Source organism: Paracoccaceae bacterium, assembly GCA_012103375.1.
Classification (GTDB): Bacteria; Pseudomonadota; Alphaproteobacteria; order Rhodobacterales; family Rhodobacteraceae; genus WLWX01.
The window spans coordinates 1,747,068-1,771,214 of record WLWX01000001.1 but is presented as its reverse complement, the minus strand read 5'-3'; the positions used below and the strand labels follow the sequence as shown (position 1 = coordinate 1,771,214).

Below are 24,147 nucleotides of genomic sequence, written 5' to 3'. Positions count from 1 at the left end.
CGTGCAAACTCGGCGGAAATTTTACTGACTGTTCGCCGCGACAAAGCCCACCACCGCGGCAATCAGCAGCCCGACAACCACCGCAACCGCAATCTTCATCGGTGAATAAGGGCGTTCCCCCTGCACCTTGCCGGTTCGTCCGTTTACGACAAACCGATAGCTTTTTCCGCGATATTTATACGCCGCCATCCAGACCGGAAGCAGGATGTGTTTGAATGTCAGGTCGCGGATATCGGTGTCCACCTGCCCAACCCGCTGGCGGTCGCCGCCGATGTCAAAGCGCACGTCGCGTTCGATCATGCGGTCCATATGGGCGCGCGCCTCTCCAAAGGCATCTTCCAGCTCAACCCCGTAGGCCTCGGCGCGAAACCCGGCGAGGTATTCAACGCGGTATGGTTCCAACGGAGCCAGATCCCAGGGGGCCAACCCATCGGTGTATCGCTTGGGCAACGCGTGCGAGGCCAACACAAGCACGTCGTCGAAGAACCGGGCCACCCGGCCCGACACCGATTTCCAGCGCACTTTCGCAACCTGCACGTTCTGCCGCTTTCCGTCGCGGACCACGGATTTCGTTTCATAATATACCGTGCCACGCTGACCGGTATAGGATGACTTGGTATCCGCATCGAAGGTCCAGTAGGGCACATAGATCCCGTCCAGCCTGCGCCCCTTGCGTGCATATTGCTGCACACCGCCCGGCGCAAACCACAACCGGCCCAGCCAGCCTTTCAGCTCATCGCGGGCCTGATCCTCGGTCAGTGAAAACGGCAGAACGCCGCGTGGCTTGATATGGCGGGATACGCCCGTGTCCGCCACAAACGGCGTGCCGCAGAACGGGCAGTCGGCGGCGTGGATCGTCGGGTCATATTCCACCGTCGCGCCGCAGTTTTCACAGCCGACGGTGCGCGTCTCTTCCAGGTCGGCCTTGGGCAGTTCGGCGCGGATTGCGGCGCGAAAATCCAGCTCGTGAATCGGATGGGCGCTGCCGCCGCCGATAACTTCGGTATTGCCGCAGTAATCACAGGTCAGTTGATCCGCGCCAGGGTCAAACCGCATATCCGTCCCGCAGGTGTCGCAGGGAAAGCGGTGTTCGGCCATCACCTCAGCCATTCAGAGAAACCTGTGCAATACCTTCGGAGCCATGATCCTGAGCGCATTGTCCCGAACACGCAAGTGTCGCCAGATGTGAAAACCCGCGTGGCCTGTGACGATCACGCCGAGCAGGTAGAATTCATAGATGTGGAATGTCCCGATCCAGTCATTCGCCTGCTTCATTCCCAGGGGTGGCGCGATAGGCAGGAACCCCCCGGCCTTGAGCAACCGGTCCGATGTCAGCCCCAGCAGGAATCCGGTGATCGCCACGCCGAACAAGCCCCACATGATCAGCCTGTGTATCCACCAGTGAAACCGCCGCGCGCGGTTGCCCAGTTTCGGCCCCGGACGCCCCGCCAGCCCGCGCCGCATATAGTCGGCCATCCAGATCAGCGAGATTGTGACGAAGATCAGTGCCAGGACAGAATGAAACCTGAAGATGCCCATCGGCACGACGTCTTCAGGTGTCATCACGATGAACCAGATCAGCAGCGGGATCATCGCCCCGTGCAGCGCCTTCAGCCAGGTGCGGCGGTGCGGCAGACACAGATACAGGCGCTGCATCACTCCGGGTTTGGTCACTTTGGCATCCGTCATATCTCAGTCACGGCTGACCAACGGGAAAAGTTTCACCGCAGACACTTCAGAGGAACCTGTGAAGCGCCTTTGGCACCATGATGCGCAGCGCGTTATCGCGTACCCAGAAATGCCGCCAGATATGAAAGAACGCATGCGCGAATATGGCGATCAGCAGCAGATCGAAGACCAGTTCGTGCAGTTCCTCCATCAGATCCCACAGGCTTTTGATATCCAGATTCGGCACAAAAGGAATGACCCCGAAGGCCAGAATCATATAGGGCGCGAACAGGCCGATCAGTCCCCCTGTCGCCATCATCGCGACCAGCAGCCAGTGCAGACCCTTGTGCATGATCGGATGCACCCGGCGCGCCCAACCGGGCAGTTTCGGCCCGGCCCGCCCCGCCAGCCCCTTGACCAGATACATGCCAAACCACCCCAGCACGACAATCGCCAACACCAGCCCGACACCGGCATGCGTTGCCAGTGCAGCGGCGCCCAAACGCTCAACATCTTCCGGTTCCACCGCCCAGAAATAGAGGATGAGCGCGAGGCTGATCCAATGCAGCCATTTGATTGCCGTTCTGCGGGTCATGAATATCTCTTGTTGGCTGATTGTGTTGAAAAACTCCGTTTTAGGGCCTGAACGATGATTTTTCTTTCCATGCAGCCCGATCCTAAATTTTTGGCGCGGGGGTCGGCCCAAATCGCCTACATGCGCTCACGCGCAGCCATGCGCTGTCTCGTGGTCAAAGCTTTCCGACTATTTCGCTTCATAGGTTTTCGCAAGAAATCCGCGACGCTCTGATTTCGGAGTTTTTCAACACAATCGGCTGATGTCAGTGCTGGATCATGGACCGATCAGATTGCCTGGCTGATTGCCTTGGGTCCGCCCCAGCGACAATCGGTTCTTATCCCGTTTATGCGCCTGGTGGTGGCGGCGGCATGATCGTGAACAGCTGCGCCAGTTCGGCAACCTCGTCCGCGGTTTTCCAGCCGTCCTGCCCGGCAGCCCAGACCAGCGTTTCACGGCTAAGGCTGCCATCGGCGGCCTTGCGTCCCATGCTGGCGCGCGAAAACGGCCCCTCGGTCTTGCCACCCTCGGCGATGTGCCAAACCTTCTCAACCGGCGGCGGGGGTGGCGGCGGAGCTGCAACGGCAGGTGCGGCACCCCAGGGTCCACGCTGCGTCGCCATCTGGGTTGCCATCTGAAGGCCCATCCCGGCACCCATGCCGGTCGCCATCGCAGCACCTGCACCACTGTCGGCATTCGCCAGCGCTTCGGCGGCCTGAAACTGCGTGTACCTGCCCAGATCGCCCACCACACCCATCGAGGTGCGCTTGTCCAGCGCCTCCTCCACCGCCGGGGGCAGGCTGATGTTCTCGACATAAAGCTCGGGCATGGTCAGGCCATAGCTTTCCAATGTCGCCGAGATTTCCGCCGCCACCAGTTTGCCCAGATCGGCCGTGTTCGCCGCCATATCCAGCACAGGTATCCCGGACGAGGCGATCACCCGGCTGAATTCCTGCACGATGATGTTGCGGATCTGAAAGCTGATCTCGTCCATGGTGAATTCGCCATCGGTGCCGACGATTTCGCTCAGGAACTTCGCCGCATCGGTGACCCGGATCGAATAGGTGCCGAAGGCCCGGATCCGCACCGGTCCGAATTCAGGATCGCGGGTGATGACCGGGTTCTTGGTGCCCCATTTGAGGTCGGTGAACCGGGTGGTGTTGACGAAGTAGATCTCGGACTTGAAGGGCGACTGAAAGCCGTGATCCCAATGGTTCAGCGTCGTCAGGATCGGCATGTTGTTGGTTTCAAGCATGTAAAGTCCCGGCGTGAACACATCCGCCAACTGCCCCTCATGCACGAAGACCGCCGCCTGCCCTTCGCGCACCGTCAGCTTGGCGCCATACTTGATCTCATGGCCCTCACGCTCGAATCGCCAGACCATCGTGTCGCGGGTGTCATCGGTCCAGTGGATGACGTCGATGAACTGCCCGGTGAGGAAATCGAGAATGCCCATGGGGGGTCTCCGTTCTAACTGCTGCCGCCAAGCATTTCGGCGGCGATCTGGGTTACAATAGGGGTGGCCACATCTGCAGTCATCCCCGGTTTCAGGCGCGGATCATAGAGCATGCGCAGCAGCATTTCGTCATGGCCTGTCAGCAGCGCGAATTCTTCGTCGTCATTGAAGATCGACGGACGCGCATTAGGGCTGTCGTTGGACAGGCCCATGGCCTGTGCAAGCTCTTCATGAAAACAGGACAGGCGCAGCAGGTTGGGATGCTCCGCCCGTATGACAGCGACGGCGCGCTCATAAGTGCCATCACTTTGCGGATCAAACGCGAAGACAAGGCAATAGCTGGATCGCGGCAGATCGGTGACCGTGCGCACAGCCGAGGCTGAAATGCCGGGGATCAGCTGGCGCAGTCGCGGCCCCAGCGCGCGGCGTTCATCTTCATTGACGACGAAGACGTTAAAGTTGCCGCCACTTTCGACCTGAGTGACCCCAACACCGGTCAACTGCCCCAGCCGTGCGGCGTAAGCGATAATCGCCCGACGATCGAGGCTGGCCTGCGCTGGATCGACGGTCGCGCCAAAATCCACCTCCATCCGAATGGAGCGATCCCAACGATGCAACCGGCTGGCCGTCTGGCGGGCAATGATCGTGCCACCTGAATTATCGTATTCTTCGAACAAGGCGATGCGGGTGAAATTCTCGGCCAGTTGGCGTTCGTTGAACGGCGTATCCCTGCCGCCGGTGTCAATGCGCAACAATCCCTGTCGCAGCATCGTGGCTTCCACGCGCGCGTAATAGTCGCCGATATCGCGGCTGAGCGCGCTGCGCACCGGGGCGACCGGCGCCGCAACGGCAGGCGGCGCAGCCGGGCGCGCTTGTGGCGCAACGGCGCTGACAACCGGCGGCTGCGGCATAACACATCCCGCCAGCGCCCAGATCAGGCCCGTTGCTGCAATCGCCGCTCGCATGGTTGCCACTTCGCCCTTGTCAGTTGCCCGAAACCGCGCCGCCCACGGTTTCACCCGTGCCATCGGCGCGCGCCTTGGCAGAGGCGAGCGTGGTCTTCAGCTCACCTTCCATCTTCTTCAGCTCTTCTTCGGCGGCGGCCCGTTTGGCCTTACCTTCGTCAGCGATTTGCAGGCTTTCCTGGATCGTCGCGATCAGATCGGCATTGGCCTGTTTCACAGCCTCGATGTCGAACACGCCGCGCTCCATCTCGGTGCGGATTGTCGCGTTCGCTTCGCGAAGGTTCTTGGCGTTGGCCTTGAGCAATTCATTCGTCAGGTCATTGGCATCGCGCACCGCCTCAGCCGCATCTGCCGAGCGTTGAATGGTCAGCGCCTGCGCCAGTTGGGTTTCCCAAAGCGGGACGGTGTTCACCAGGGTCGAGTTGATCTTGGTCACCAACGATTTGTCGTTTTCCTGTACCAGCCGGATCGAGGGCAGCGACTGCATTGTCACCTGCCGCGTCAGCTTCAGATCGTGCACCCGGCGTTCCAGATCATCGCGCGCCGCGCGCAGGTCGCGCAGCTCCTGCGCTTTCATGACCGCCTGCTGTTCTGGCGCGGCCTCAACCTCGGCCGCCTTGGCCGGGATCACCGTTGCGTCCAGATCCTCGATCTTCGCCTCTCCGGCGGCAATATAAAGCGCCAGTTCATCGTAGAACGTCAGCGTTTTATCATAGAGCATGTCGAGCGATTTGATGTCTTTCAGAAGCGTGTGTTCATGCCCCAGCAGGTCATCTGTCACCTTGTCGATCTGGCCCTGCACGTCTTCGAAGCGCGCCACGAAATTCGCCATCGGTGCGGCGCGGCGCAACAGGCGTTCCCACCAGGTCCGTTTGCGCCGGGTGTCCAGCTCGTTAACCGAAAAGCCGCGGATCGTGCCGACAATCTGGCGCAGGCTGTCACCCGCCGGGCCGACATCCTTGTTTTTCACGTCAGCCAGCATCGCCTGACTGATTTCCTGCAATTCGGCCTGCGCCGATGACACGAACGATACGATGGACCCGGTATTGGTGATGTCGATCTCGTCCATGCGCTTGGAAATCTCGGCCTTCACATCCGCCGGAGCGGCCTCATAAGGCACCACATCTGTGGTCGGCTCTGCCAGCACGACGGCGTTGACCTCTTGCACGAGGCTCTCGGATCTCTGGGCCTTTTCGCGGATATCAATTGCAGGCATGGGTGTCCCCCTTCTTAGGTTTTATTCGGTGCGGATGCCTTCACGTTCCAACCGCTCGCGCAGCACCTCGATTTCAACGTCGAGGTCGGATCGGTCAGACAGCATCAGTTTTTCGGTGCGTGCCGCGAACGAGGTTTCAAGATCGTCCAACAGCGCTTCGTAATCTGCACGCGCCTGCGGGTCGCGGTTGCGGGCATAGATGTCGGCAAACTTGGCCGTCGCGTCGCGCGCGCCCAGCAAATACACGCTCAGGTATTTGCGTGCCGAGGTCAGATCGCGCGGGTCGTCCTGCAATGCCGCGAACATGTCGCGTGCCGTCGCCTGAAATGTGTCGACCCGACGTTCCAGCCCGCGATCTTTGGCCAGCAGAATGGCGTCTTTCATCGCGGCCAGATGTTTCTCGGCCTCGTCAACCGCGCGGGCGACCCGGTCGGTCTGAAAGGCGTCCACACCCTCCATCCCCTTGTCGCGCATCGGATCGACACCAAAGGCGGTGACATGAAGGGCCGTCGCAATAATGCCCAGAATGACCGGAGCGATGACACCGTTTTCGGGCGAGAATGCCGCCAGCGCCACGCCGATCCCGGTGAAAGCCGAGGCAAACATTTTGCGCGGGATGCCGGGGCGGCGGGCGACCTTGCGGGCGGCCCAGGCGGCCTCGGCACGCAGACCCTCACTCAACAGCCAGGCGGCCAGCAGCAGGATCGCCAGCGCGGCCAGATCGGTGGCCATCCCCAACGCGCCCTGTGCAAACGCGCTGATCAACAGCGGCAGCGGGGCGATGAACAGAAAGTTGCGTCGCGCAGCTGCACGACGCGGCGGCGCCATGGGCCGCTTGCCCGGCGCTGGCCCCGTCCCGTCGGGCGAGTGTTTTCCGCCAAAGCGCTGCGCCATCTAGAGCCCGCCCAGCCAGCCGAGCGACACACCCAGAATAAGCGCAACCAGCGCCAGATAAGCCCCTGTCTGTATCATCGAACGATCCGCCCCCACAGACGCCCAATCGGGACGCGCTTGCGCCAGACCGCGCACAATTGCCCGCAAAATGACCGCAGCGATGGCGACCAGGATGGCAATCAGGATCAGGGCCAGAAACAAACGCTGCACGACGCGGCAAACTCCTTTACGGGCGGTACTTTACGCAAATCAGGCTGTACGGGCCAGCGCGAAAGATTGCGACATTCGGGCCACTAATATGGGCACGCTGACCCGGATTGCCAGAGGGCACGGCCCAGCGCCAAAATCGCGGATCGCCCCATGCTTGATGCCGCATTCGCGCGACGGCATCCCCCCGACCCATGCGATGCTGGGGTCAGTGACGCTGTTCGGCGCTGCGTTCCGCGGCCAGCTTGCGCTGATAACCGGATTGCAGGATTTCCACTGCGAACAACACGATAACCGCGAAATAGAACGTCGACTTGGACATCGGAAGCAAGGCGAATCCGAATACCTTCAGCCCCAGATCGTCATTGTGCATCGCATGCGCAGCCGCCACGCCGGCCTCACCCAGAAGCACCACGCCAACAATCAGCAGGATGAACAGACCCAGAACCTCGTACATGCGGTTGGCCTTCAGGAAGTCCGTCACACTTTCCGCCAGCATCAGCATGGCAATTCCGGACAGGATGATTGCGGCGGCAAGAATCGGGAAAACATCGGTGATCGCCAGAGCGGACAGCACCGAATCAAAGCTGAAAATCAGGTTCATGAACACGATCAGCAGCACCACCTGGGTCGCCGATTTCCCGCGCTTGCCTTCGATGTCGGCCTCAAGATGCTCAATCGACAACATGTGCGAGATTTCTTTGACCGCCGTATACATGATGAAGATGCCGCCGAAGATGAAGACGACCGTGGCGAAATTGACCCCGCCGGTCAGCACACCTTCCCATTCGAACACGTAAAACGGCGCGCTGAGCGCTGCAATCAGCCGTACCATCACGAACAGCAGAATGATCCTTAGGGCCACCGCGATAATGATACCCCAAAACCGCACCGCCTTTTGCTGCGCAACCGGCGCGCGCTGACTTTCGATCGAAATGTACAGCAGGTTGTCGAACCCAAGCACCGCTTGCAGAAAGCACAGCATCAGCAAGTTGCCGATGTTTTCGAAAGTCAGAAGTTCGGCCATGACGCATGGATCCCTTGCAAAATACTACGCCGATATTACGCATGAAGTGCCGAGTGGTTTCAACCGCTCGTCGTTTTGCAGCATTGCCTGGCCCACGAACGATTGGGAGATTTCGTCAACGCGGGTTGGGCTGGATTGAAAGGATCGTCGGGCATTTGCAAAGTCCGGTTCGGATCAAGCGTCACGACATTTGGACAACTGCCCCCGGCAATCACCGCGCCGGTTTGCGCTGCGGCTTGTGCCCGTCGCGCGACCGCAGCACCGTTTTCGTCGTCGGCGCGCGCCGTTTGCCAAGATTTTCCGAGGGGTTGGCGGCATCGCCAGCCGGGCTGGCCATACCCAGCTGATCGCGCAGCACGCGACCCTTCACCTCGGACACCTCACCTGGCTTAAACTGACCCAGCTGGAAGGGGCCATAGCTGACGCGGATCAACCTGTTCACCGTCAGCCCAACAGCCGCCGCTGCCCGGCGAACCTCGCGGTTCTTGCCCTCGCGGATGGATACCGTCAGCCAGGCGTTCGCGCCCTGCACCCGATCTATCGAGACGGTCATGGGCTGAAATCTGACACCCTCAACCTCGATCCCCGCGCGCAACGGCGCAATCTGCGCTTCGTCCGGGGCGCCTTTGACCCGGACCCTGTATTTGCGCAGCCACCCGGTCGACGGCAATTCCAGCTTGCGCTTGATGCCACCATCATTGGTCAGCAGCAGCAATCCTTCCGAATTGATGTCCAGTCGCCCGACCGAAACCACGCGCGGCAGTTCTTCGGGCAGGGCGGCAAACACCGTCTTTCGCCCCTGCTCGTCCCGTTCGGTCGTCACCAGCCCCAGCGGTTTGTGATACAGCCAAAGGCGCGGCGCTTCTGGGGCGTCCACCGGCCTGCCATCGACACTCAGCTTGTCGCGCCCGGTCACGTTCAGTGCCGGGCTGTCGATCACCGCCCCGTTCACCGACACCCGGCCAGCCGCGATCATCCGCTCAACCTCGCGGCGCGAAGCGATGCCTGCGCGCGCCAGAACCTTGGCGATCCGGTCGCCAGGCGGGCTGTTGTCGGGTTTGTCGGTCATGCGCCCGCTTATCGCGTTGCGAAACCCCTTGTCCAGCGCCGCCAGCCGGGGCAGGGAAATGGGATGAGCCGCTTCGAAACCCAGATGCAAGCCGCCCTTGCGCAGGCCCGCGCCGCCGGTGCGCGCGGCGAGGTGCCGGTGGGCGCGGTCCTGACCGACGCCAAAGGCGCGATTGTGGCCCAGGCCGGTAACCGCACCCGCGAATGCGCCGACCCGACGGCGCATGCGGAAATCCTTGCGATCCGCGCGGCCTGCGCCGCTGCAGGGTCCGAGCGTCTGCCAGGCCACACCGTTTGGGTCACATTGGAACCCTGTACGATGTGCGCCGCTGCCATTGCTGCTGCGCGTATCGGGCGGGTCATCTATGGCGCAAACGATCCGAAATCCGGCGGTGTCGCCCACGGCGCAAAAGTGTTCGACCACCCGCAAGCGCACCACGCGCCCGAAGTCATCTCGGGCATTGCTGATGGAGAGGCGCGCCAGCTTCTGGTCGAATTCTTTGCGAACCGTCGCTAAGGCCAGAACCCAAACGCCAACCGCCCCAGCCAGTCGCGCACCAGCGCCTTGAACAGGGCCGGACGTTCCCATGCCAGACCATGCCCCGCTGTATCCAAAGCCGCAAATGTCGCATTCGGATAGGCGGGCAACAGTGCCATCGCCTCGGCATAGCCTGCCATCGCATCCTGTCGACCGTTCACGATCAGCGAGGGGCCAGCGTGCGGGGCGGCCTCAAGCTCAAAATCGAACTGAAACGCACCCGCCAGACGTTCGGCCAGTGCAGCGTCATGACGCTGATCGGCGGGAAGCTTGAGGCGCGCGATCTTGTCCGCAATCTCGGCCGTTTGCACCACCTGGCGCGCCAGCATCTGGCGCAGCACCTCGGGCAGACTGTCCAGCAGGGCCGGATCCGGAACGCGCACCTCATGCGGCGGGCGCGCGCTGGCATCCGTCGAACCCACCTTGTCGGTAACGATCAGGCACAGACCCGCCACCAGGTCCGGTGCCCGCGCCGCCAAGGCCCGCGCGTGATAGCTGCCGCGCGATTCCCCGATAATCGCGATCCTTGGGCCCAGGGTCCGTGCGAAGCGCAGCACACGTTCGAACACATCAGACTGGGTGTTCGGCCCGGTGCCATCGCTTTCACCGTGTCCCGGCAGATCGGCATAGACCCTCTGCCAGTCGCCTGCATCCACGAACGCCGGTTCCAGCGCGTCAATCATGTGGTGCCGGTCCAGACGCCCGCCATGAAGGACAAGAACCGCGGGACCGGAACCGCGTGTTTCAAAGGCAATCCTGTTTGCGGCCATCAAGGCCCCCCCTCAATAGAACGCGCGACAAAAATCCTCCGGGCTTTCGAATACTGCTTTATGCCGCCGCAACCGCGCAAGCGGGACATGACCCTTGCCATTGTCAACGCCACACCGCTTGAAGCCGCAGGGCCACGGCGCTAAACGGGCGCGATCTTCACCTGAAGGACCTGTCATGAGCATCGACACAGACACCGCGCGCCGCGTCGCCAAGCTGGCCCGCATTCGCGTCGAAGACGACGCCTTGCCCGCACTGGCGGGCGAGTTCAACGCGATCCTGGGCTTCATCGAACAGATGCAGGACGTTGATGTAACCGGCGTTGAACCGATGGTCAGCGTCACGCCGATGCGCCTGAAACGGCGCCAGGATGTGGTCACCGACGGCGATCAGCAAGACAAGGTTCTGGCCAATGCGCCCGACGCGCGTGAAGGGTTCTTTGCCGTCCCGAAGGTGGTCGAATGAGCGATCTGAACAAACTGGGCATCGCCCAAGCGCGCGATGCGATGAAGGCGGGCGATGTGACTTCTGTCGAACTGACCGAAGCATGCCTGAAGGCCATTGACGGCGCAACGGCGCTGAACGCTGTGGTTCACAAGACGCCGGATCTGGCCTTGGAACAGGCCCGCGCAGCTGATGCGCGCATTAAATCAGGCGACGCCCCGGCAATGTGTGGCATTCCGCTGGGCATCAAGGATCTGTTTTGCACCAAGGGCGTGCCCTCTCAGGCGGCCAGTGCGATTCTTGACGGGTTCACGCCGGAATACGAAAGCACTGTCACGCGTCAATTGTTCGACGCCGGCGCGGTGATGCTGGGCAAGCTGAACATGGACGAATTCGCCATGGGAAGCTCAAACGAAACCTCGACCTATGGGGATGTGGTGAACCCGTGGCGGCGCGGCAACGACGATGCCAGGCTGACGCCGGGCGGCTCCTCAGGTGGGTCGGCAAGCGCGGTTGCCGCTGACCTCTGCCTGGCCGCCACCGGCACGGATACCGGCGGATCAATCCGCCAGCCTGCCGCATTCACCGGCATCACCGGCATCAAACCGACCTATGGCCGGGTGTCGCGCTGGGGCGTCATCGCCTTTGCCTCGTCACTCGATCAGGCCGGACCGATGACCAAATCGGTGCGCGATGCGGCGATCATGCTGGAAACGATGTGCGGCCACGATCCGATGGATTCCACCAGCGCAGACATCCCCGTGCCGAATTTCGAGGCCGCGCTGACCGGCGATATTCGTGGCAAGACCATCGGCATCCCCCGCGAGTACCGCATGGACGGCATGCCGGACGAGATCGAAAAGCTGTGGTCCGACGGCACCGCGATGCTGAAGGACGCAGGCGCAAAGATCGTCGATATCAGCTTGCCGCACACCAAATACGCTCTACCCGTCTACTACGTGATTGCCCCTGCCGAGGCGTCGTCCAACCTCGCACGCTATGACGGGGTCCGCTATGGCCACCGCGCCCGGCTGGAACAGGGCGACGGCATCACCGAGATGTACGAGAAGACCCGCGCCGAAGGCTTCGGCCCCGAGGTTCAGCGCCGCGTGATGATCGGCACTTATGTTCTCAGCGCGGGTTTCTACGACGCCTATTACAATCGCGCGCGACAGGTTCGCACATTGATCAAGCAGGACTTCGAAACCGTCTTTGCCGATGGCATCGACGCGATTCTGACCCCTGCGACCCCCTCGGCCGCGTTTGGCCTGGGCGAAATGGCCGAGGCTGACCCGGTGCAGATGTACATGAATGATATCTTCACAGTCACGGTAAACCTGGCCGGGCTGCCGGGCGTTGCGGTTCCTGCGGGGCTCGACAAGCAGGGATTGCCGCTGGGATTGCAGTTGATCGGCCGCCCGTGGGAGGAAGGCGATCTGCTGAACACCGCCCATGTGCTGGAGTCCGCCGCCGGTTTTGTTTCCAAACCGGCCAAATGGTGGTAGAAGCCCCGCAAAACAGGCTCAAGAAAAGAAAACACCATGTATCGCGTTACAATTGCTTTTGTATTTGGCCTTGCGGCCTGCACGTCGACAGCCCCCAGCAACGTTCAGGGCGTCGGCTTTAACAGCTATGAAACCGCCCGTGCGTCACAATCGGGCCTGCCCGGCGGGTCCGGCGGCGTCATCAGCAATGCTGATCTGGCCGCTGCGGGCTTGCCGACCGGCGGAACCTCGGTCGCTGCTGGCGCGCGCCCAAGTGGCGTGTCCGACGAACAGGATTTCGACGCGGTCAGCAGCCGTGAAACCATCGAAAGCGATGCCGCCCGTCTGGCGCGCCTGCGTGACGGGTTCGAGGTTGTGCAACCCACCGCCGTCCCGACCCGCGAAGGCGAAACGCCCAGCATCGTGGCCTATGCGATCAAAACCACCAACCAGCCCGGCGAACGCCTGTACCGCCGCAGCCGGTTCCACGCGACCGCGAAATTCGAAAAATCCTGCTCCGGTCACGCGACCCTTGATGTGGCGCAGGAGATCTTCCTGGCCAACGGCGGGCCTGAAAAAGACAAGGCCGGTATGGACCCGGACGGCGACGGTTTCGCCTGTGGTTGGGATCCGCGCCCTTATCGCCAGGCGCTGGCCAACTGACTGTACCGACCGTACAGCAACACCCATCCCCGAACTGCGGACCGCGCCGCGACGGTCTGACGCCGTCGCTGATCGTGCTGCATTACACGGCGATGACCTCGGCCCGGGCCGCGCTAGTACGTCTGTGCTGCCCGGATCACGAAGTATCGTCGCATTACCTGATCGGGCAGGATGGTCAGACATGGCAATTGGTCGATGAAGATCAGCGCGCCTGGCACGCCGGGGCCGGGTCTTGGCAGGGGGTGAGTGACATTAACTCTCGCTCGATCGGGATCGAATTGTGCAACGACGGCACCTCGCCCTTTCCCGACCCTCAGATGACCGCGTTGGAGGCACTTTTGAAGGACATCCAGGCGCGCCGCCCGATCGCTGCATCCGGTGTTATCGGCCATTCCGACATGGCACCGGGCCGAAAAAGCGACCCGGGCCGCCGGTTCGACTGGGCGCGGCTGGCGCGGCTTGGGCTGGCCTATGCCGCGAGGTCCGGCGATTGCGCGGCAGTGGATCCGCCGCGCTTTGCCGTCGATCTGGGGCGCATTGGCTATGACACCACCGGCCCGGACCCCCTGCCAGCCTTCCGCCACCGCACCCGCCCCTGGGCCAATGGCCCGCTTGACGCATATGACATGGCCCTTGCCCGCAGTTGGGCCGACGCCGTTGACGCAGGCAGCGCCAGCGCCTAGGTGAACCCCGCGCGGAGGGTCGGATGATCGCCTGTGGCGCAGCCTTCGGGCCACGCTGCGGGAGGAAAGTCCGGACTCCACAAAAGCAAGGGTGCCGGGTAACGCCCGGCCGGGGTAACCCGAGGGATAGCGCCACAGAAAACAGACAGCCCCGTTCAGGCGGGGCAATGGTGAAACGGTGGGGTAAGGCCCACCGCGGGACGGGCAACCGCCCCGGCATGGCAAGCCCCACCCGGAGCAATGCCAAATAGGGACCCCGCGCCTGATGCCTGCAAAGGCAGAAGGCAGGGCGGCTTTGGCCCCAGGAGGTCCGGGTTGGCAGCTAGATCGCAGTGGTAACGCTGCGGCCAGAGGAATGGTCATCGACTGTCGGGGCAACCCGGCAGGAACAGAATCCGGCTTACAGACCCTCCGCGCGCTTCAACATCGCCCCCGCCGGGCGACTCCGGCCCACCCGCCAAATCCGGCATCGTCATTTGCATTAAATTTTCGGTAACTTCGCAGTAACTTAGCGGTAACTTAGAGCATGGTCCATTTAATCTGCAACATATCCGGCAGCCTTGAAGAGGTTTCTGCATTCTTCTGGTGGAAAGAGGTCGCAGGTTTGTGCGACGGATTGGAACAGCGCGTCGAAGGTACGTGCTTTCAGCCGTCGCAGATGTGCTTTGAGCTTGGCGTATGCCATTTCGATAGGGTTCAGGTCGGGGCTGTAGGGCGGCAGGAAGAGGAGCCAGCTTCCCTGCGCTTTCAGGATGGCCTGTGCCTTTGCGGATTTGTGAGACGACAGGTTGTCAGCGATCACGACGTCACCTGGCTGCAAGGTCGGAACCAATTGGGTTTCAATGTATATGTCGAAGGCGGCGCGGTTCATGGGGCCGTCCAGAACCCAGGGTGCGCTGAGTTCATCCATCCGCAGCCCGGCGATGAAGGTTTGCGTGCGCCAGTGGCCGAAGGGCGCGTCCGCCTCAAGCCGAGTCCCCCGGAGGGATCGGCCCCGCAGGCGTGTCATCTTGGTGGTGACGGCGGTTTCGTCGATAAACACCAGCCTATGCGGCTCACGGCGCATCCTCGGCATCCGACGCCGCCACTCGTATCGCGCGGCGCGAACCCGTTTGCGCAGCCTTTCCGTTGCGATCAGCTATTTTTTTATATGTGAACCCAAGGCGATGAAGCAAGTGACGTGAGAGCATCGCCGGTGTGGCGATTAGGTCATGCTCCTGCTTCAACGCTTCGGCCAGCTCCGGCATGGTGATGTCCGGTTCAGCTTGCACGCGTAATTTCAACCACTCGGACGCCGCGTCCAACTTGCTGCGTCGAGGCCGTCCTTGAGGCGCAGCTTTCACGCCGCCGGTTCGCCTTTTGCGCTGCATGATCCGCACCGCGCTCGCGACCGATATCCGCAAACGCCGGGCCGCCTCATGGCAGGAAAGTCCTTCATCTACCAGCGCGACGACGCGCTCTCGAATGTCCAAAGACAGTGATTTCCCCATGATCCACCTCCACATTCGGTGAATCACAAAATCAGACCTCTGGGAATCCCATCGATTCAGATTTCAAGGACGGCGCCCTAAAGCGTTTCGACATTAACCTGAGACATATCCGGCGGCCTTAAAGTAGTTCCAGCATTCTACTGGGTCGTAGAGATCGCAGATTGCTCCGATTGCTTCGAAGACCTGGGTAAAGGACCTGGCCCCGATCCGTCGCAAATGGGCTTTCAGTTTAGAGAAGGCCTGCTCGATGGGATTCAGGTCGGGCGAGTACGGTGGCAGGTAAAGGAACCAGCAGCCGTGATTGCGTAAAGCCTGCGTCGCCTCCTTATTCCGGTGGGTTGCCAGGTTGTCGAGAATGACGACAGTGCCGGGGTTGATCTCGGGGACCAGCACTTCGCGGATGTAGGCCGCGAAGGCGGGGCCATCTATCGCTCCCTTGATGACCCAAGGTGCGATCAGCGCGCCTTGGGTCAGGCCCGCGATCAAGGTTTGGGTTCCCCAGCTTCCGAAGGGCGCATCCATCGTCAGGCGCTTACCGCGCTTGGCTCTGCCGCGTAGGCGCGTGAGGTTTGTCTTCACTGCGGTTTCGTCAATAAAGACAACGCGCTCAGGAAAGGTCGCAATGGCTGGCGAGCGGTATCTGAACCAGTCGGCCCGTTGCTGCCTTACCTTGGCGCGGCGGCGCTCGGTGGCGACCAGCGACTTTTTTTGTACGTGAAGCCGAGCCGGGACAGAAGGTTGGCGATGGAGGAGTGATGCACCCGCACACCCTCTGCATCGGCCAGCGCATTACGCAACTCAAAGAGCGTGATGTCAGGGTCTTGTGCGATCAACTCCTCAAAGAATTCCCGATGCGGAGCCAGCTTTCCCTTGCCGCGCGGCGGTCCCTGCCGGGCAGGTTCCGCATGACCCTTCATCCTCACCTGACGCGCCCACCGCGCGCCTGTGGCAGGCGACAGCTTCAACCGCAACGCCGCCGCGCGCCCGCTCAACCCTTCTTCAATGTATCTCTGAAACCGTATCCGAAGCGCAGATGGCAAAGGTGCTGACATGATCCATCCTCCCAAACAGGATGAATCACAGATCAGGTCTCAAGGGAATCCCTCGCGATTCAGGTTCAAGCCGAAACGCTTTAGGTTAAATGTATTTAAGCATTTCCAATGCGTTAACGGGCCGCCTCCGCTAGGATCGTTTACGAATTGGAAAGGTTAACGATGCGCCCTCGCAGACTCCATTCCCAGGCAGATCAGCCCAGCGGCGCGGCCGGTGAAGGGGCGGATGGGCCGGTCAGCGACGGGGCCACGGAATCCGGCCAATCCACCTGTTCCTGCGTGCTGGATGACGACGGAAATCTGGTGCTGATCAGCGTCGCGGCCCGCGCGATGCTGGGACTTGGCCACAATTACCGCAGCGGCATGCACTGGCTTGACGCCTGGCCGGCCGAGAATCACACGTTGCTCGACCACGCGCTGGACCGCGCTCAATCCGGCCATCCGGTCGAGTTTTCGGTGTTCCGAAGTGAACCCAACGCACAGGCGCGCTGGATCAAGGTCACGATGGGTCCAGCCCGCAATGCTTCGGACCCCAGACACAAGCTGCACATCAGTTTGCGTGACATCACGGCCGAGAAATCTGCCGAATCTCAAAAGTACCGGTTCGAGATGTGATCCCGCCCGCGCAATCGCGGTTTACGGTTGACTTGGGCGGCGCAATCACTATCATGCGGACTTCAAGATTTCACGGGGCCCTACAACCGCCCCGCCGCAGGAGACAGTCTTATGGCGAAACCGACGACGATCAAAATCCGTCTGAACTCGACCGCTGACACCGGCCACTTTTACGTGACCAAAAAGAATGCGCGAACGATGACCGAAAAAATGGTCGTAAAAAAGTATGACCCCGTCGCGCGCAAGCATGTCGAGTACAAGGAAGGCAAGATCAAGTAAGCGATCTTCCACCCTTACGACCAGACAAGCCGCGCGACACACCGCGCGGCTTTTTCTTTGCCCCCTCGCCGCGCGGCCCAACCAGCCCCAGACGCGAGAGTGCGCCATGACCTGCCCGACCCTTACCATCCGCCCCGCAGCCAGCTGCGACCTTGCCAAGGTCGACGCCTTATTGGCGTCCAGCTATCCGGTGCTGCTGAAACCGGATTATTCGCCATCGGTTCTGGTCACGGCCCTGCCGCTGATTGCGCGTGCAAATCTGCGGCTGCTATCCTCGGGCAGCTACTTCGTTGTTCTGGATCAGGACCAGATCGTCGGCGCGGGCGGTTGGACATGGTCCGCGCCCCACGGCGGCGTTGGCCCGCGCGATATGGGACATATTCGCCACGTTGTGGTTGATCATCGCCGCACCCGTCGTGGCATTGGGCACACGCTGATGACCCGCGTTGTTGAGGATGCGGCCAGTGCTGGCGTTGGCGTCCTCGAATGCCTCAGCACTTTGACGGCGGTGCCCTTCTATTCGGCCTGCGGGTTTCATGCCATCGGCCCGGTCGAGGTCACGTTGCGCCCCGGAATTGGTTTCCCCGCCGTACGGATGCAGCGCCGGATTGCCTGACCGGCGTTGCCTTCGGGCCGACAGCCACGCGCGGTTACGCCGGCCCCAGGCATCGCGGATCTGCCAATCTGTTGCCCCGAAGCCCTACAACAGAAAGTCTGATGAAATCAGATCAATGACGCCTGTCAGTTCAACCTCGAAATCTGCCGCGCCATCGCCGTCGATATCCGCCTGCACCAGCGTGTGCCCGGCCCCGAGGTTTTGTTCATAGCGCACCTGCCCGACACCGGAAAATGCCGCGTCACCGATGAAGGCAAACACCTGATTTCCAGGCGTCACCGGGTCGGCGTCGAATCGGCTGATCTCAATCCGGTCCTTGCCGGTCTGAAAATCGGTAATGATGTCCCGTTGGCCCGCGCCAGGGCGCGAATCCGCGGTCGAGAAATAGATAAACCGATCACGCACCCAACCCTCGCCGCCGGTCATCACGTCAGCGCCTGTATTGCCGTAAAGCGCATCCGCCCCGCCTTCGCCAAACAGCAGATCATTCCCGGCGCGCCCGTACAGCCGGTCCGAGAATGCGCCGCCGTAGAATTCGTTATCGCCCGCATCCCCGCGCAATTGATCTGCAAACCGGGTGCCGTGAATCACCTCAACACCGGTGATCACATCGCCCAGGGCATCGCCCTTCATGAAGTTCGGATTCTGAAGATCGACCCAGACACCAGCAGTCGCATCCGTGTGGGTCACGACATCGCGGCCTGCGCCGCCGGACAGAACATCCGCCCCCGCGCCGCCGTTCAGCGTATCATCGCCGGTATTCCCGATCAGCACATCCGCCCCCGCCGAGCCCACCAGTTTCTGATCAACCACCACGCCCCACATCGGCATGCGCTGCAGATTGACGATCGACGCATCGGTGAAATCGCTTGCATCCAGAGGTGTGAAATCATGGCTGGTGATATTCAGAACCTCGGAAAAGAAGCTGATGGTTGCGCCGCTGCCCGTGCTTTGAATGTTCAGCTGGCTGACCGAATAGAGCAATCCCAGCGCCGACAGGTCCAGCGCGTCGACCGCCGGATTGTAATCCGTGATCGCGTCCGGCATCCCGTCTTCGGTCAAAACGAAGATATCCGCCCCCAGCCCGCCGATCATAACGTCGCTGCCCGCACCATCAACGATAATGTCGTCGCCTGCCCCACCATCCAGCGTGTCAACACCAGCGCCACCGGCCAAAATATCGTTCTGGCTGCCACCTGTCAGAATCGAACCACTGTGCGCCGCCTTCTGCACTGTGCCCAGCGCGCCGACATCGATTCGGAATTCGGTGATTCCCGGTTCATTCTGGCTGGCGACAAAAACCGCCAGATCCCCGGCCGAGGCTGTGGCAGCGATGTCGGTCACGTTGTTCAGCGTGGTCGCACCGGTGTCTGCCACGGTTCCGCGATGCAGCAACCGCCCGTCGGGCAGCAGGCTGAACAGGCTCAGACCATCGTCAGCGCCGCCAGCCAGCACGAAGGTCTGACCCGAGATCTGAACCGACGTCAGTGCCGTAACCCCCTGAAATCGTGTCTCAAGACCGTCCAGCACATGATCTGTCGGAAACAGGCTGCCACCGCCGGTCAGCTTTAGCACGCTGAGCGATCCACTGCCCGCCCCGGCCACAATGACGAAGGTCGTGCCAGCAACCTCGGCAGTGGTTATCGCCGTCGGCGTAGACAGCCCCAGCCCATTCGCCGCCCCGGTCGTTCCGGTCAACTCGGGCGTGCCGTCGGCAAGAATTCGAAAGGCGCTTGCCGCATTCTGCACAGACGAGATGGTGAACAGATAGTCCACACCAGCCACCGTCGCCCGGGCCATGTCGGCCACATCAACACCCTGATATCCGCTGCCGGATCCGTCCTGATCAACCGCGACCGGCGTTCCATTCTGCACCTCATAGGTGGTCAAACCGCCGGTCAGATAATGGCTGACATAGTGAAACGTCTGCCCGGCCGACGTGATGCTTTGGAAGGCCGTCACCGGACCGTCAGAAACATCCCCCACCGTTATCGCCTGGGCCCCTGACAGCGCGCCGGTTGCCCCGGTGAACCCATAGTCACTCATCCCCGCATCCGGACCCCCGAACACAGCCAGCACCGGCGAACCGCCCGGATCGAGGATTTCGATCCGCAGCGGCGTGATCCCGAATGCCTCGGCAGGGTCGTGGCTTTGCTGGTCCTCGATCACCGCTGCGATCGGTGCGCCGGTATCGACCAGATAACTGCTGATCCCGCCGCCCGACCCGGAAAGCGAGATCAGATGAGTCACCCCGCCGATGGTCACGATATCAAGGTCCGAAATACCGTCAACGAAACCCGCAATCCCGGCCGTATGTGTCTGGATAAGGGTGAACTGTCGCACGCCTGCGCTCCCAAAACTGAAGCTCCTAAAAGGCGAGGCAAATTGTTAACCATGTCTTTCCGGATCGGCGCAATTGCGCAAGAATACATAGGGTATTTCAGATAAGTTTGCCGCAAATTTTATATTCTGCGCAGCAAAGCGCCGCCGGTCAATTCAATCCAATCGCATCCAGGCAGCCTCACTCAGCCCAGGAACTTCACATGCCCCTCAGCGCCAAGCGCTGATGCCAGCGATTGAAACCGCGCCTCAGCAACCTCCCCGAACAGGGCGCGCGACGCGCCCGGAACGCGCATCTCAAGCAATTTTTTCTTTGGTCGCCAGGTAAGCTCACCCATCAGAGAGCTGTCCTGAACCGAAAACATCGCCCCGAACCGCATCGCCTTGCCCAGAATCTCGGCCTCCGCAATCTGCTTTTCACTCAGCAGTTCCATCAGCGCTTCGAACCGGGTGCCAGAGCGGCTGTTCTTGTAGCGATGCAGCAACGCCAGACCCAGGAACACCCGTTCGGAATGGGTCAAGCCGCCAAGGTTGGCGCGGGTGGCATTATCAAAACACACCTCGTGCCGGTAATCGGGATGCGCGCGCCAGGTCACGTCGTGCAGCAGACAGGCGGCCTTCACCAGCCGTTTTCGTGCGTCGCTGGAATTGACGTATAGCGGGCGCAAGAAGCCATAGAGCGCCTTGCCAAACCCAGGCATCCGCGCATCTTTGGCTTCGGCAAAACGGCATGCCTCAATCAGCGGGTCACGGCGTCGCAACCGTTCGGGCATCTGTTCATAAAGCATGCCTTCGCGAATTCCGTAAGCAGAGACTGCGATCTCGGCCGGTTTCAGGCGACGCACCAAACGGCGCAGCACTTCCGAGGCGATCGGGACCAGCGACATCCGGGCTTCAGAGGTGTTTGTGCGACCACGCAATTCAGTAAGGTCGTTGTCCGCAATCCATTCGACCGTGGCAACCACGGATCGCGGTGTCATCCGGTATTCATGCAGCACATGCAGCGGATATCCCCGCCGCTCCATATCCAGTCGCGCAATTGCGCGCCAGGAACCGCCAACCAGAAACAGCCGCTTGTGCCTGGTGCCGACCGCCTCGGCCAGCAGATCAAGGTTGCGATCAATCTCGACCTTGCGCGCCTTCTTGCCGCCCTTGATCCCCTCCAGCCGCAGGGGCCCCAGCGGAACAGTCAACCGCTTGCCGACCTTGCCTTCGGAAATAACTGCCAGTTCCAGCGATGATCCACCGATATCACACAGCAGCCCATCAGCCCCGGGCCAGCCCAGCAAGACGCCCTGCGCCGAAAGCCGCGCTTCTTCCTCACCATCAATCACCCACAGGCGCAGCCCGGTTTCACGCAGAACCTCGGCGCGGAATTCCGGGCCGTCCTTCGCCTCGCGCACGGCGGCGGTCGCAACGGCCGTCAAAGTCGGAATGCCCATGGCACTGGCCAGCAACTGAAACCGCTGGATCGCCGCCAGCGCCCGCGCGCGTCCCTGCGGATCCAGCCGCCCGGTTTCGTTAAACCCCTTGCCCAATCCGCACAGGATCTTTTCATTGTAGAAATACGCCGGGCTTCGCGCCGCCCCGTCGAAGATCACCAACCGGACCGAGTTCGATCCGACATCAACCACACCAACGCGCGAAAGCGCGCGCGCCGAAGGGTCGTCAAACAGTGGTTTATCAAACGGGGACCAATCGCCCCCTTCGCTGCCACCCATGATCGCCCCCGGTGCTGGATTCGCACCGCGACTGTGAAGCGCCACCCCGCTCAGGTCAATTCACCCAAGCAGAATCCGCCCCGGCAATTCCATCATTGACCCAAAAATATCCTCGGGGGTGAATTGCCCGGCACGGGCAAGAGGGGGCAGACAGCCCCCTGCCCGCCTCAATCGTCGTCGGTATGCGCCAGTTCGGGCACATCCGATGCACCCGCGCTCCCCCGTCCGGACAGCGACGGGTTTTCCATGAAGAACCGGTGGCAGTTGAACGGAGACTCGATCGCCGCAAGATCGGGCCGCGCATAGCTTCCATCCGCCTGCAGCACCCAGCTTTGCGCCTGATCAAACAGGTTTGCGGCCATGATCTGACTGACGATCTGCGCCTTCACGGTTCCATTGGTGATCTCGACCAGTGTTTCCACGCGATAGTTCAGGTTCCGCCCCATCCAGTCGGCTGAGGAAATGAACACCCGCGCCTTCTTTGCCGGCAGCCCGAAGCCCGCGCCAAAACACGCAATTCGCGAATGCTCCAGGAACCGCCCGACCACGGACTTCACCCGGATATTCTCACTCAGCCCGGTGATGCCGGGGCGCAGCGAACAAATGCCACGGACCACCAGATCAATCTGAACCCCACGCTGACTGGCACCGTAAAGCGCGTCGATCACTTCAGGATCGACCAGCGAATTCATCTTCGCCCAGATCTGCGCCGGACGCCCCGCCTCGGCATGGTCGCCCTCTGCAGCGATCAGATCCAGCAAAGTGGATTTCAGCGTCAGCGGAGAGATTGCCAGATTCTCCAACGCCTCGGGCTGTGCGTAGCCCGACAGATAGTTGAACACCTTGGTGGCATCACGCCCAAGGCTGGCGTCGCATGTGAAAAAGCTGAGGTCGGTATAAATCCGCGCCGTGATCGGATGGTAATTGCCAGTGCCATAATGGGTATAGGTCACCAGCTTGTCGCCCTCGCGCCGCACGACAGTGCTGATCTTGGCGTGAGTCTTGTAGTTGATGAAACCATAAACCACATGCGCCCCGGCGCGTTCCAGCGTGCGTGACTGGCGGATGTTCGCAGCCTCGTCAAAGCGCGCCTTAAGCTCGACCAACGCCGTCACGGATTTGCCCTGTTCGGCTGCCTCACACAGGGCATCGACAATCGGCGACTGGTTCGAGGTCCGGTACAGCGTCTGCTTGATCGCCAAAACATTCGGGTCACGCGCGGCCTGCGCCAGAAAGCGCACAACCATGTCGAAGGTCTCATACGGGTGATGCAGCAACATGTCCTTCTGGCGGATCGCCGCGAACATATCGCCGTCGTGGTCGGTCACGCGTTCGGGCACGCGCGGCGCAAAACTTGGCCACAGAAGATCGGGACGTTCCTCCAGCACCAGTTCCTTCAGGTCGGCAATCCCGATCAGCCCGTCAATCTCGACCACCTCGTCAGTGGTGACATGCAGTTCGTCCATGATCGTGCGGCGCAGCCCGCTGGGTGCTCCGGCACTGATCTTCAGGCGCACCACCTCACCCCGGCGCCGCCGCTTCAGTGCCGTCTCAAACTCGCGCACAAGATCTTCGGCTTCGTCCTCAAGCTCCAGATCGCTGTCACGCAACACGCGAAAAGCGCAATTGCCGGTTTCCTTGTAACCCGGAAACAGGCTGTCGAGGTGCAGCAACAGCAGGTCTTCAAGCGGCAGAAAACGAATGGCCCCATCATCGCCCGGAAGCCGAATGAACCGGTCGATCTGCGCCGGGATCGGCAACAGCGCCTTCAGCTTGCGCCTGTCACTTTTGCGTTCCAGTTGCAGTGCCAGTGAAAACCCGGACGTCGGAATGAAGGGGAACGGATGCGCAGGATCAATCGCCAGCGGAGACAGGATCGGAAACACCTGCGACAAAAACGTTTCTTCCAGAAATGCCCTGTCTGCTTTGGTCAGCGTGTCGCGCGCCAGCAGGTGTATGCCACTGTCCTGCATTTCGACCGCGATCGCCTGCCAGACGGCCTGCTGGCGCTCCATCAGGGCGCGCGCATCGGCATTGATCAGAACCAACTGCTCAGTCGGGGTCAGCCCGTCGGCGGCAGGTGTCACATTCCCCTCCTGCGCCAATTCACGCAGGCCCGCGACGCGGACGGTATAGAATTCATCCAGATTCGCCGCCGAGATCGAGACAAACCGCAGCCGCTCCAACAACGGCACACGCGGATTCTCAGCCTCTTCCAGCACCCGTGTGTTGAACGCCAGCCAGCTAAGCTCGCGATTAAAAAACCGCTCTGGGCCGGTCGGATCAAACCCGTCCGGAGTGACGCCGCCCTGCGGTGTGGAATGTAGAAAATCCGACTGCACCATGGTCCTGTTTTCAGATAGTTATGTGAAACTGGTG

Annotated in this window: 24 protein-coding genes and 1 other RNA gene; 9 read left to right on the top strand and 16 right to left on the bottom strand. The window is 61.4% G+C overall.

Annotated features, from left to right (window positions below; translation table 11 throughout):
* Positions 1–21 precede the first annotated feature (21 nt).
* The 10 genes from GKR99_09005 to GKR99_08960 form a co-directional block, all read right to left on the bottom strand.
* Positions 22–1,110 (bottom strand): primosomal protein N' (replication factor Y) - superfamily II helicase, encoded by a 1,089-nt coding sequence (locus GKR99_09005; protein ID NKB27671.1) that lies wholly within the window; start codon positions 1,108–1,110, stop codon positions 22–24.
* Positions 1,111–1,656, bottom strand: a complete 546-nt coding sequence (locus GKR99_09000; protein NKB27670.1) for a cytochrome B — start codon at positions 1,654–1,656, stop codon at positions 1,111–1,113.
* A 79-nt stretch (positions 1,657–1,735) separates the two neighbouring features.
* Positions 1,736–2,263 (bottom strand): cytochrome B, encoded by a 528-nt coding sequence (locus GKR99_08995; GenBank protein NKB27669.1) that lies wholly within the window; start codon positions 2,261–2,263, stop codon positions 1,736–1,738.
* Between the two features lie 325 nt (positions 2,264–2,588).
* Complete coding sequence (locus GKR99_08990) at positions 2,589–3,698, bottom strand: DUF4339 domain-containing protein (GenBank protein NKB27668.1); 1,110 nt, start codon at positions 3,696–3,698, stop codon at positions 2,589–2,591.
* Between the two features lie 14 nt (positions 3,699–3,712).
* Positions 3,713–4,663 carry a DUF2927 domain-containing protein gene (locus GKR99_08985; GenBank protein NKB27667.1) on the bottom strand — a complete coding sequence of 317 codons (951 nt, stop codon included), beginning with the start codon at positions 4,661–4,663 and terminating at the stop codon, positions 3,713–3,715.
* 19 nt (positions 4,664–4,682) lie between these two features.
* Positions 4,683–5,879: a toxic anion resistance protein gene (locus tag GKR99_08980; protein NKB27666.1), complete on the bottom strand. Its 1,197-nt coding sequence runs from the start codon at positions 5,877–5,879 to the stop codon at positions 4,683–4,685.
* 21 nt (positions 5,880–5,900) lie between these two features.
* Positions 5,901–6,773, bottom strand: a complete 873-nt coding sequence (locus tag GKR99_08975) for a hypothetical protein (protein NKB27665.1) — start codon at positions 6,771–6,773, stop codon at positions 5,901–5,903.
* Positions 6,774–6,983: a hypothetical protein gene (locus GKR99_08970; GenBank protein NKB27664.1), complete on the bottom strand. Its 210-nt coding sequence runs from the start codon at positions 6,981–6,983 to the stop codon at positions 6,774–6,776.
* Between the two features lie 205 nt (positions 6,984–7,188).
* Positions 7,189–8,007: a tellurium resistance protein TerC gene (locus GKR99_08965; protein ID NKB27663.1), complete on the bottom strand. Its 819-nt coding sequence runs from the start codon at positions 8,005–8,007 to the stop codon at positions 7,189–7,191.
* 211 nt (positions 8,008–8,218) lie between these two features.
* Positions 8,219–9,076, bottom strand: a complete 858-nt coding sequence (locus GKR99_08960; protein NKB27662.1) for a pseudouridine synthase — start codon at positions 9,074–9,076, stop codon at positions 8,219–8,221.
* An 84-nt stretch (positions 9,077–9,160) separates the two neighbouring features.
* On the opposite strand from GKR99_08960, the gene GKR99_08955 reads away from it, so the two are divergent.
* Positions 9,161–9,592, top strand: coding sequence for a nucleoside deaminase (locus GKR99_08955; protein NKB27661.1), 432 nt, complete (start codon positions 9,161–9,163; stop codon positions 9,590–9,592).
* On the opposite strand, the gene GKR99_08950 is transcribed toward GKR99_08955, so the two are convergent.
* Positions 9,589–10,383 (bottom strand): alpha/beta fold hydrolase, encoded by a 795-nt coding sequence (locus tag GKR99_08950; protein NKB27660.1) that lies wholly within the window; start codon positions 10,381–10,383, stop codon positions 9,589–9,591. The genes GKR99_08955 and GKR99_08950 overlap by 4 nt on opposite strands.
* A 175-nt stretch (positions 10,384–10,558) precedes the next feature.
* On the opposite strand from GKR99_08950, the gene gatC reads away from it, so the two are divergent.
* From gatC to rnpB, 5 genes are all read left to right on the top strand, one after another.
* Positions 10,559–10,846, top strand: a complete 288-nt coding sequence (gatC, locus tag GKR99_08945) for an Asp-tRNA(Asn)/Glu-tRNA(Gln) amidotransferase subunit GatC (GenBank protein NKB27659.1) — start codon at positions 10,559–10,561, stop codon at positions 10,844–10,846.
* Positions 10,843–12,330: an Asp-tRNA(Asn)/Glu-tRNA(Gln) amidotransferase subunit GatA gene (gene gatA, locus GKR99_08940; GenBank protein NKB27658.1), complete on the top strand. Its 1,488-nt coding sequence runs from the start codon at positions 10,843–10,845 to the stop codon at positions 12,328–12,330. The genes gatC and gatA overlap by 4 nt, the downstream gene beginning before the upstream one ends.
* Before the next feature lie 36 nt (positions 12,331–12,366).
* Complete coding sequence (locus tag GKR99_08935) at positions 12,367–12,972, top strand: hypothetical protein (protein ID NKB27657.1); 606 nt, start codon at positions 12,367–12,369, stop codon at positions 12,970–12,972.
* Positions 12,933–13,655, top strand: a complete 723-nt coding sequence (locus GKR99_08930) for an N-acetylmuramoyl-L-alanine amidase (protein ID NKB27656.1) — start codon at positions 12,933–12,935, stop codon at positions 13,653–13,655. The genes GKR99_08935 and GKR99_08930 overlap by 40 nt, the downstream gene beginning before the upstream one ends.
* An 11-nt stretch (positions 13,656–13,666) precedes the next feature.
* An RNA gene (rnpB, locus tag GKR99_08925) (RNase P RNA component class A) lies at positions 13,667–14,074 on the top strand.
* Positions 14,075–14,190: 116 nt separating this feature from the next.
* Here rnpB and GKR99_08920 read toward each other — a convergent pair.
* Together GKR99_08920 and GKR99_08915 are read right to left on the bottom strand one after the other, a co-directional pair.
* Positions 14,191–15,145 (bottom strand): IS630 family transposase gene (locus GKR99_08920; GenBank protein NKB27655.1). Its coding sequence is split into 2 segments (ribosomal slippage): positions 14,191–14,793 and positions 14,795–15,145, totalling 954 coding nucleotides; the frame shifts between segments, so codons are not numbered across the junction.
* A 93-nt stretch (positions 15,146–15,238) separates the two neighbouring features.
* Positions 15,239–16,197 (bottom strand): IS630 family transposase gene (locus GKR99_08915; GenBank protein NKB27654.1). Its coding sequence is split into 2 segments (ribosomal slippage): positions 15,239–15,853 and positions 15,856–16,197, totalling 957 coding nucleotides; the frame shifts between segments, so codons are not numbered across the junction.
* A 162-nt stretch (positions 16,198–16,359) separates the two neighbouring features.
* Here GKR99_08915 and GKR99_08910 point away from each other — a divergent pair.
* The 3 genes from GKR99_08910 (at position 16,360) to GKR99_08900 (ending at position 17,707) form a co-directional block, all read left to right on the top strand.
* Positions 16,360–16,812 (top strand): PAS domain-containing protein, encoded by a 453-nt coding sequence (locus GKR99_08910; protein NKB27653.1) that lies wholly within the window; start codon positions 16,360–16,362, stop codon positions 16,810–16,812.
* Between the two features lie 111 nt (positions 16,813–16,923).
* Positions 16,924–17,091, top strand: coding sequence for a 50S ribosomal protein L33 (gene rpmG, locus GKR99_08905; protein ID NKB27652.1), 168 nt, complete (start codon positions 16,924–16,926; stop codon positions 17,089–17,091).
* Between the two features lie 106 nt (positions 17,092–17,197).
* Positions 17,198–17,707, top strand: coding sequence for a GNAT family N-acetyltransferase (locus tag GKR99_08900; GenBank protein ID NKB27651.1), 510 nt, complete (start codon positions 17,198–17,200; stop codon positions 17,705–17,707).
* Between the two features lie 84 nt (positions 17,708–17,791).
* Here the strand turns inward: GKR99_08900 and GKR99_08895 are convergent, their stop codons facing one another.
* The 3 genes from GKR99_08895 to GKR99_08885 all read right to left on the bottom strand — a co-directional run bounded on the left by GKR99_08895 (position 17,792) and on the right by GKR99_08885 (position 24,113).
* Complete coding sequence (locus GKR99_08895) at positions 17,792–20,050, bottom strand: hypothetical protein (protein NKB27650.1); 2,259 nt, start codon at positions 20,048–20,050, stop codon at positions 17,792–17,794.
* Between the two features lie 182 nt (positions 20,051–20,232).
* Positions 20,233–21,768, bottom strand: a complete 1,536-nt coding sequence (locus GKR99_08890; protein NKB27649.1) for an exopolyphosphatase — start codon at positions 21,766–21,768, stop codon at positions 20,233–20,235.
* Positions 21,769–21,935: 167 nt separating this feature from the next.
* Positions 21,936–24,113, bottom strand: a complete 2,178-nt coding sequence (locus GKR99_08885) for an RNA degradosome polyphosphate kinase (protein NKB27648.1) — start codon at positions 24,111–24,113, stop codon at positions 21,936–21,938.
* Between the last annotated feature and the right edge of the window lie 34 nt (positions 24,114–24,147).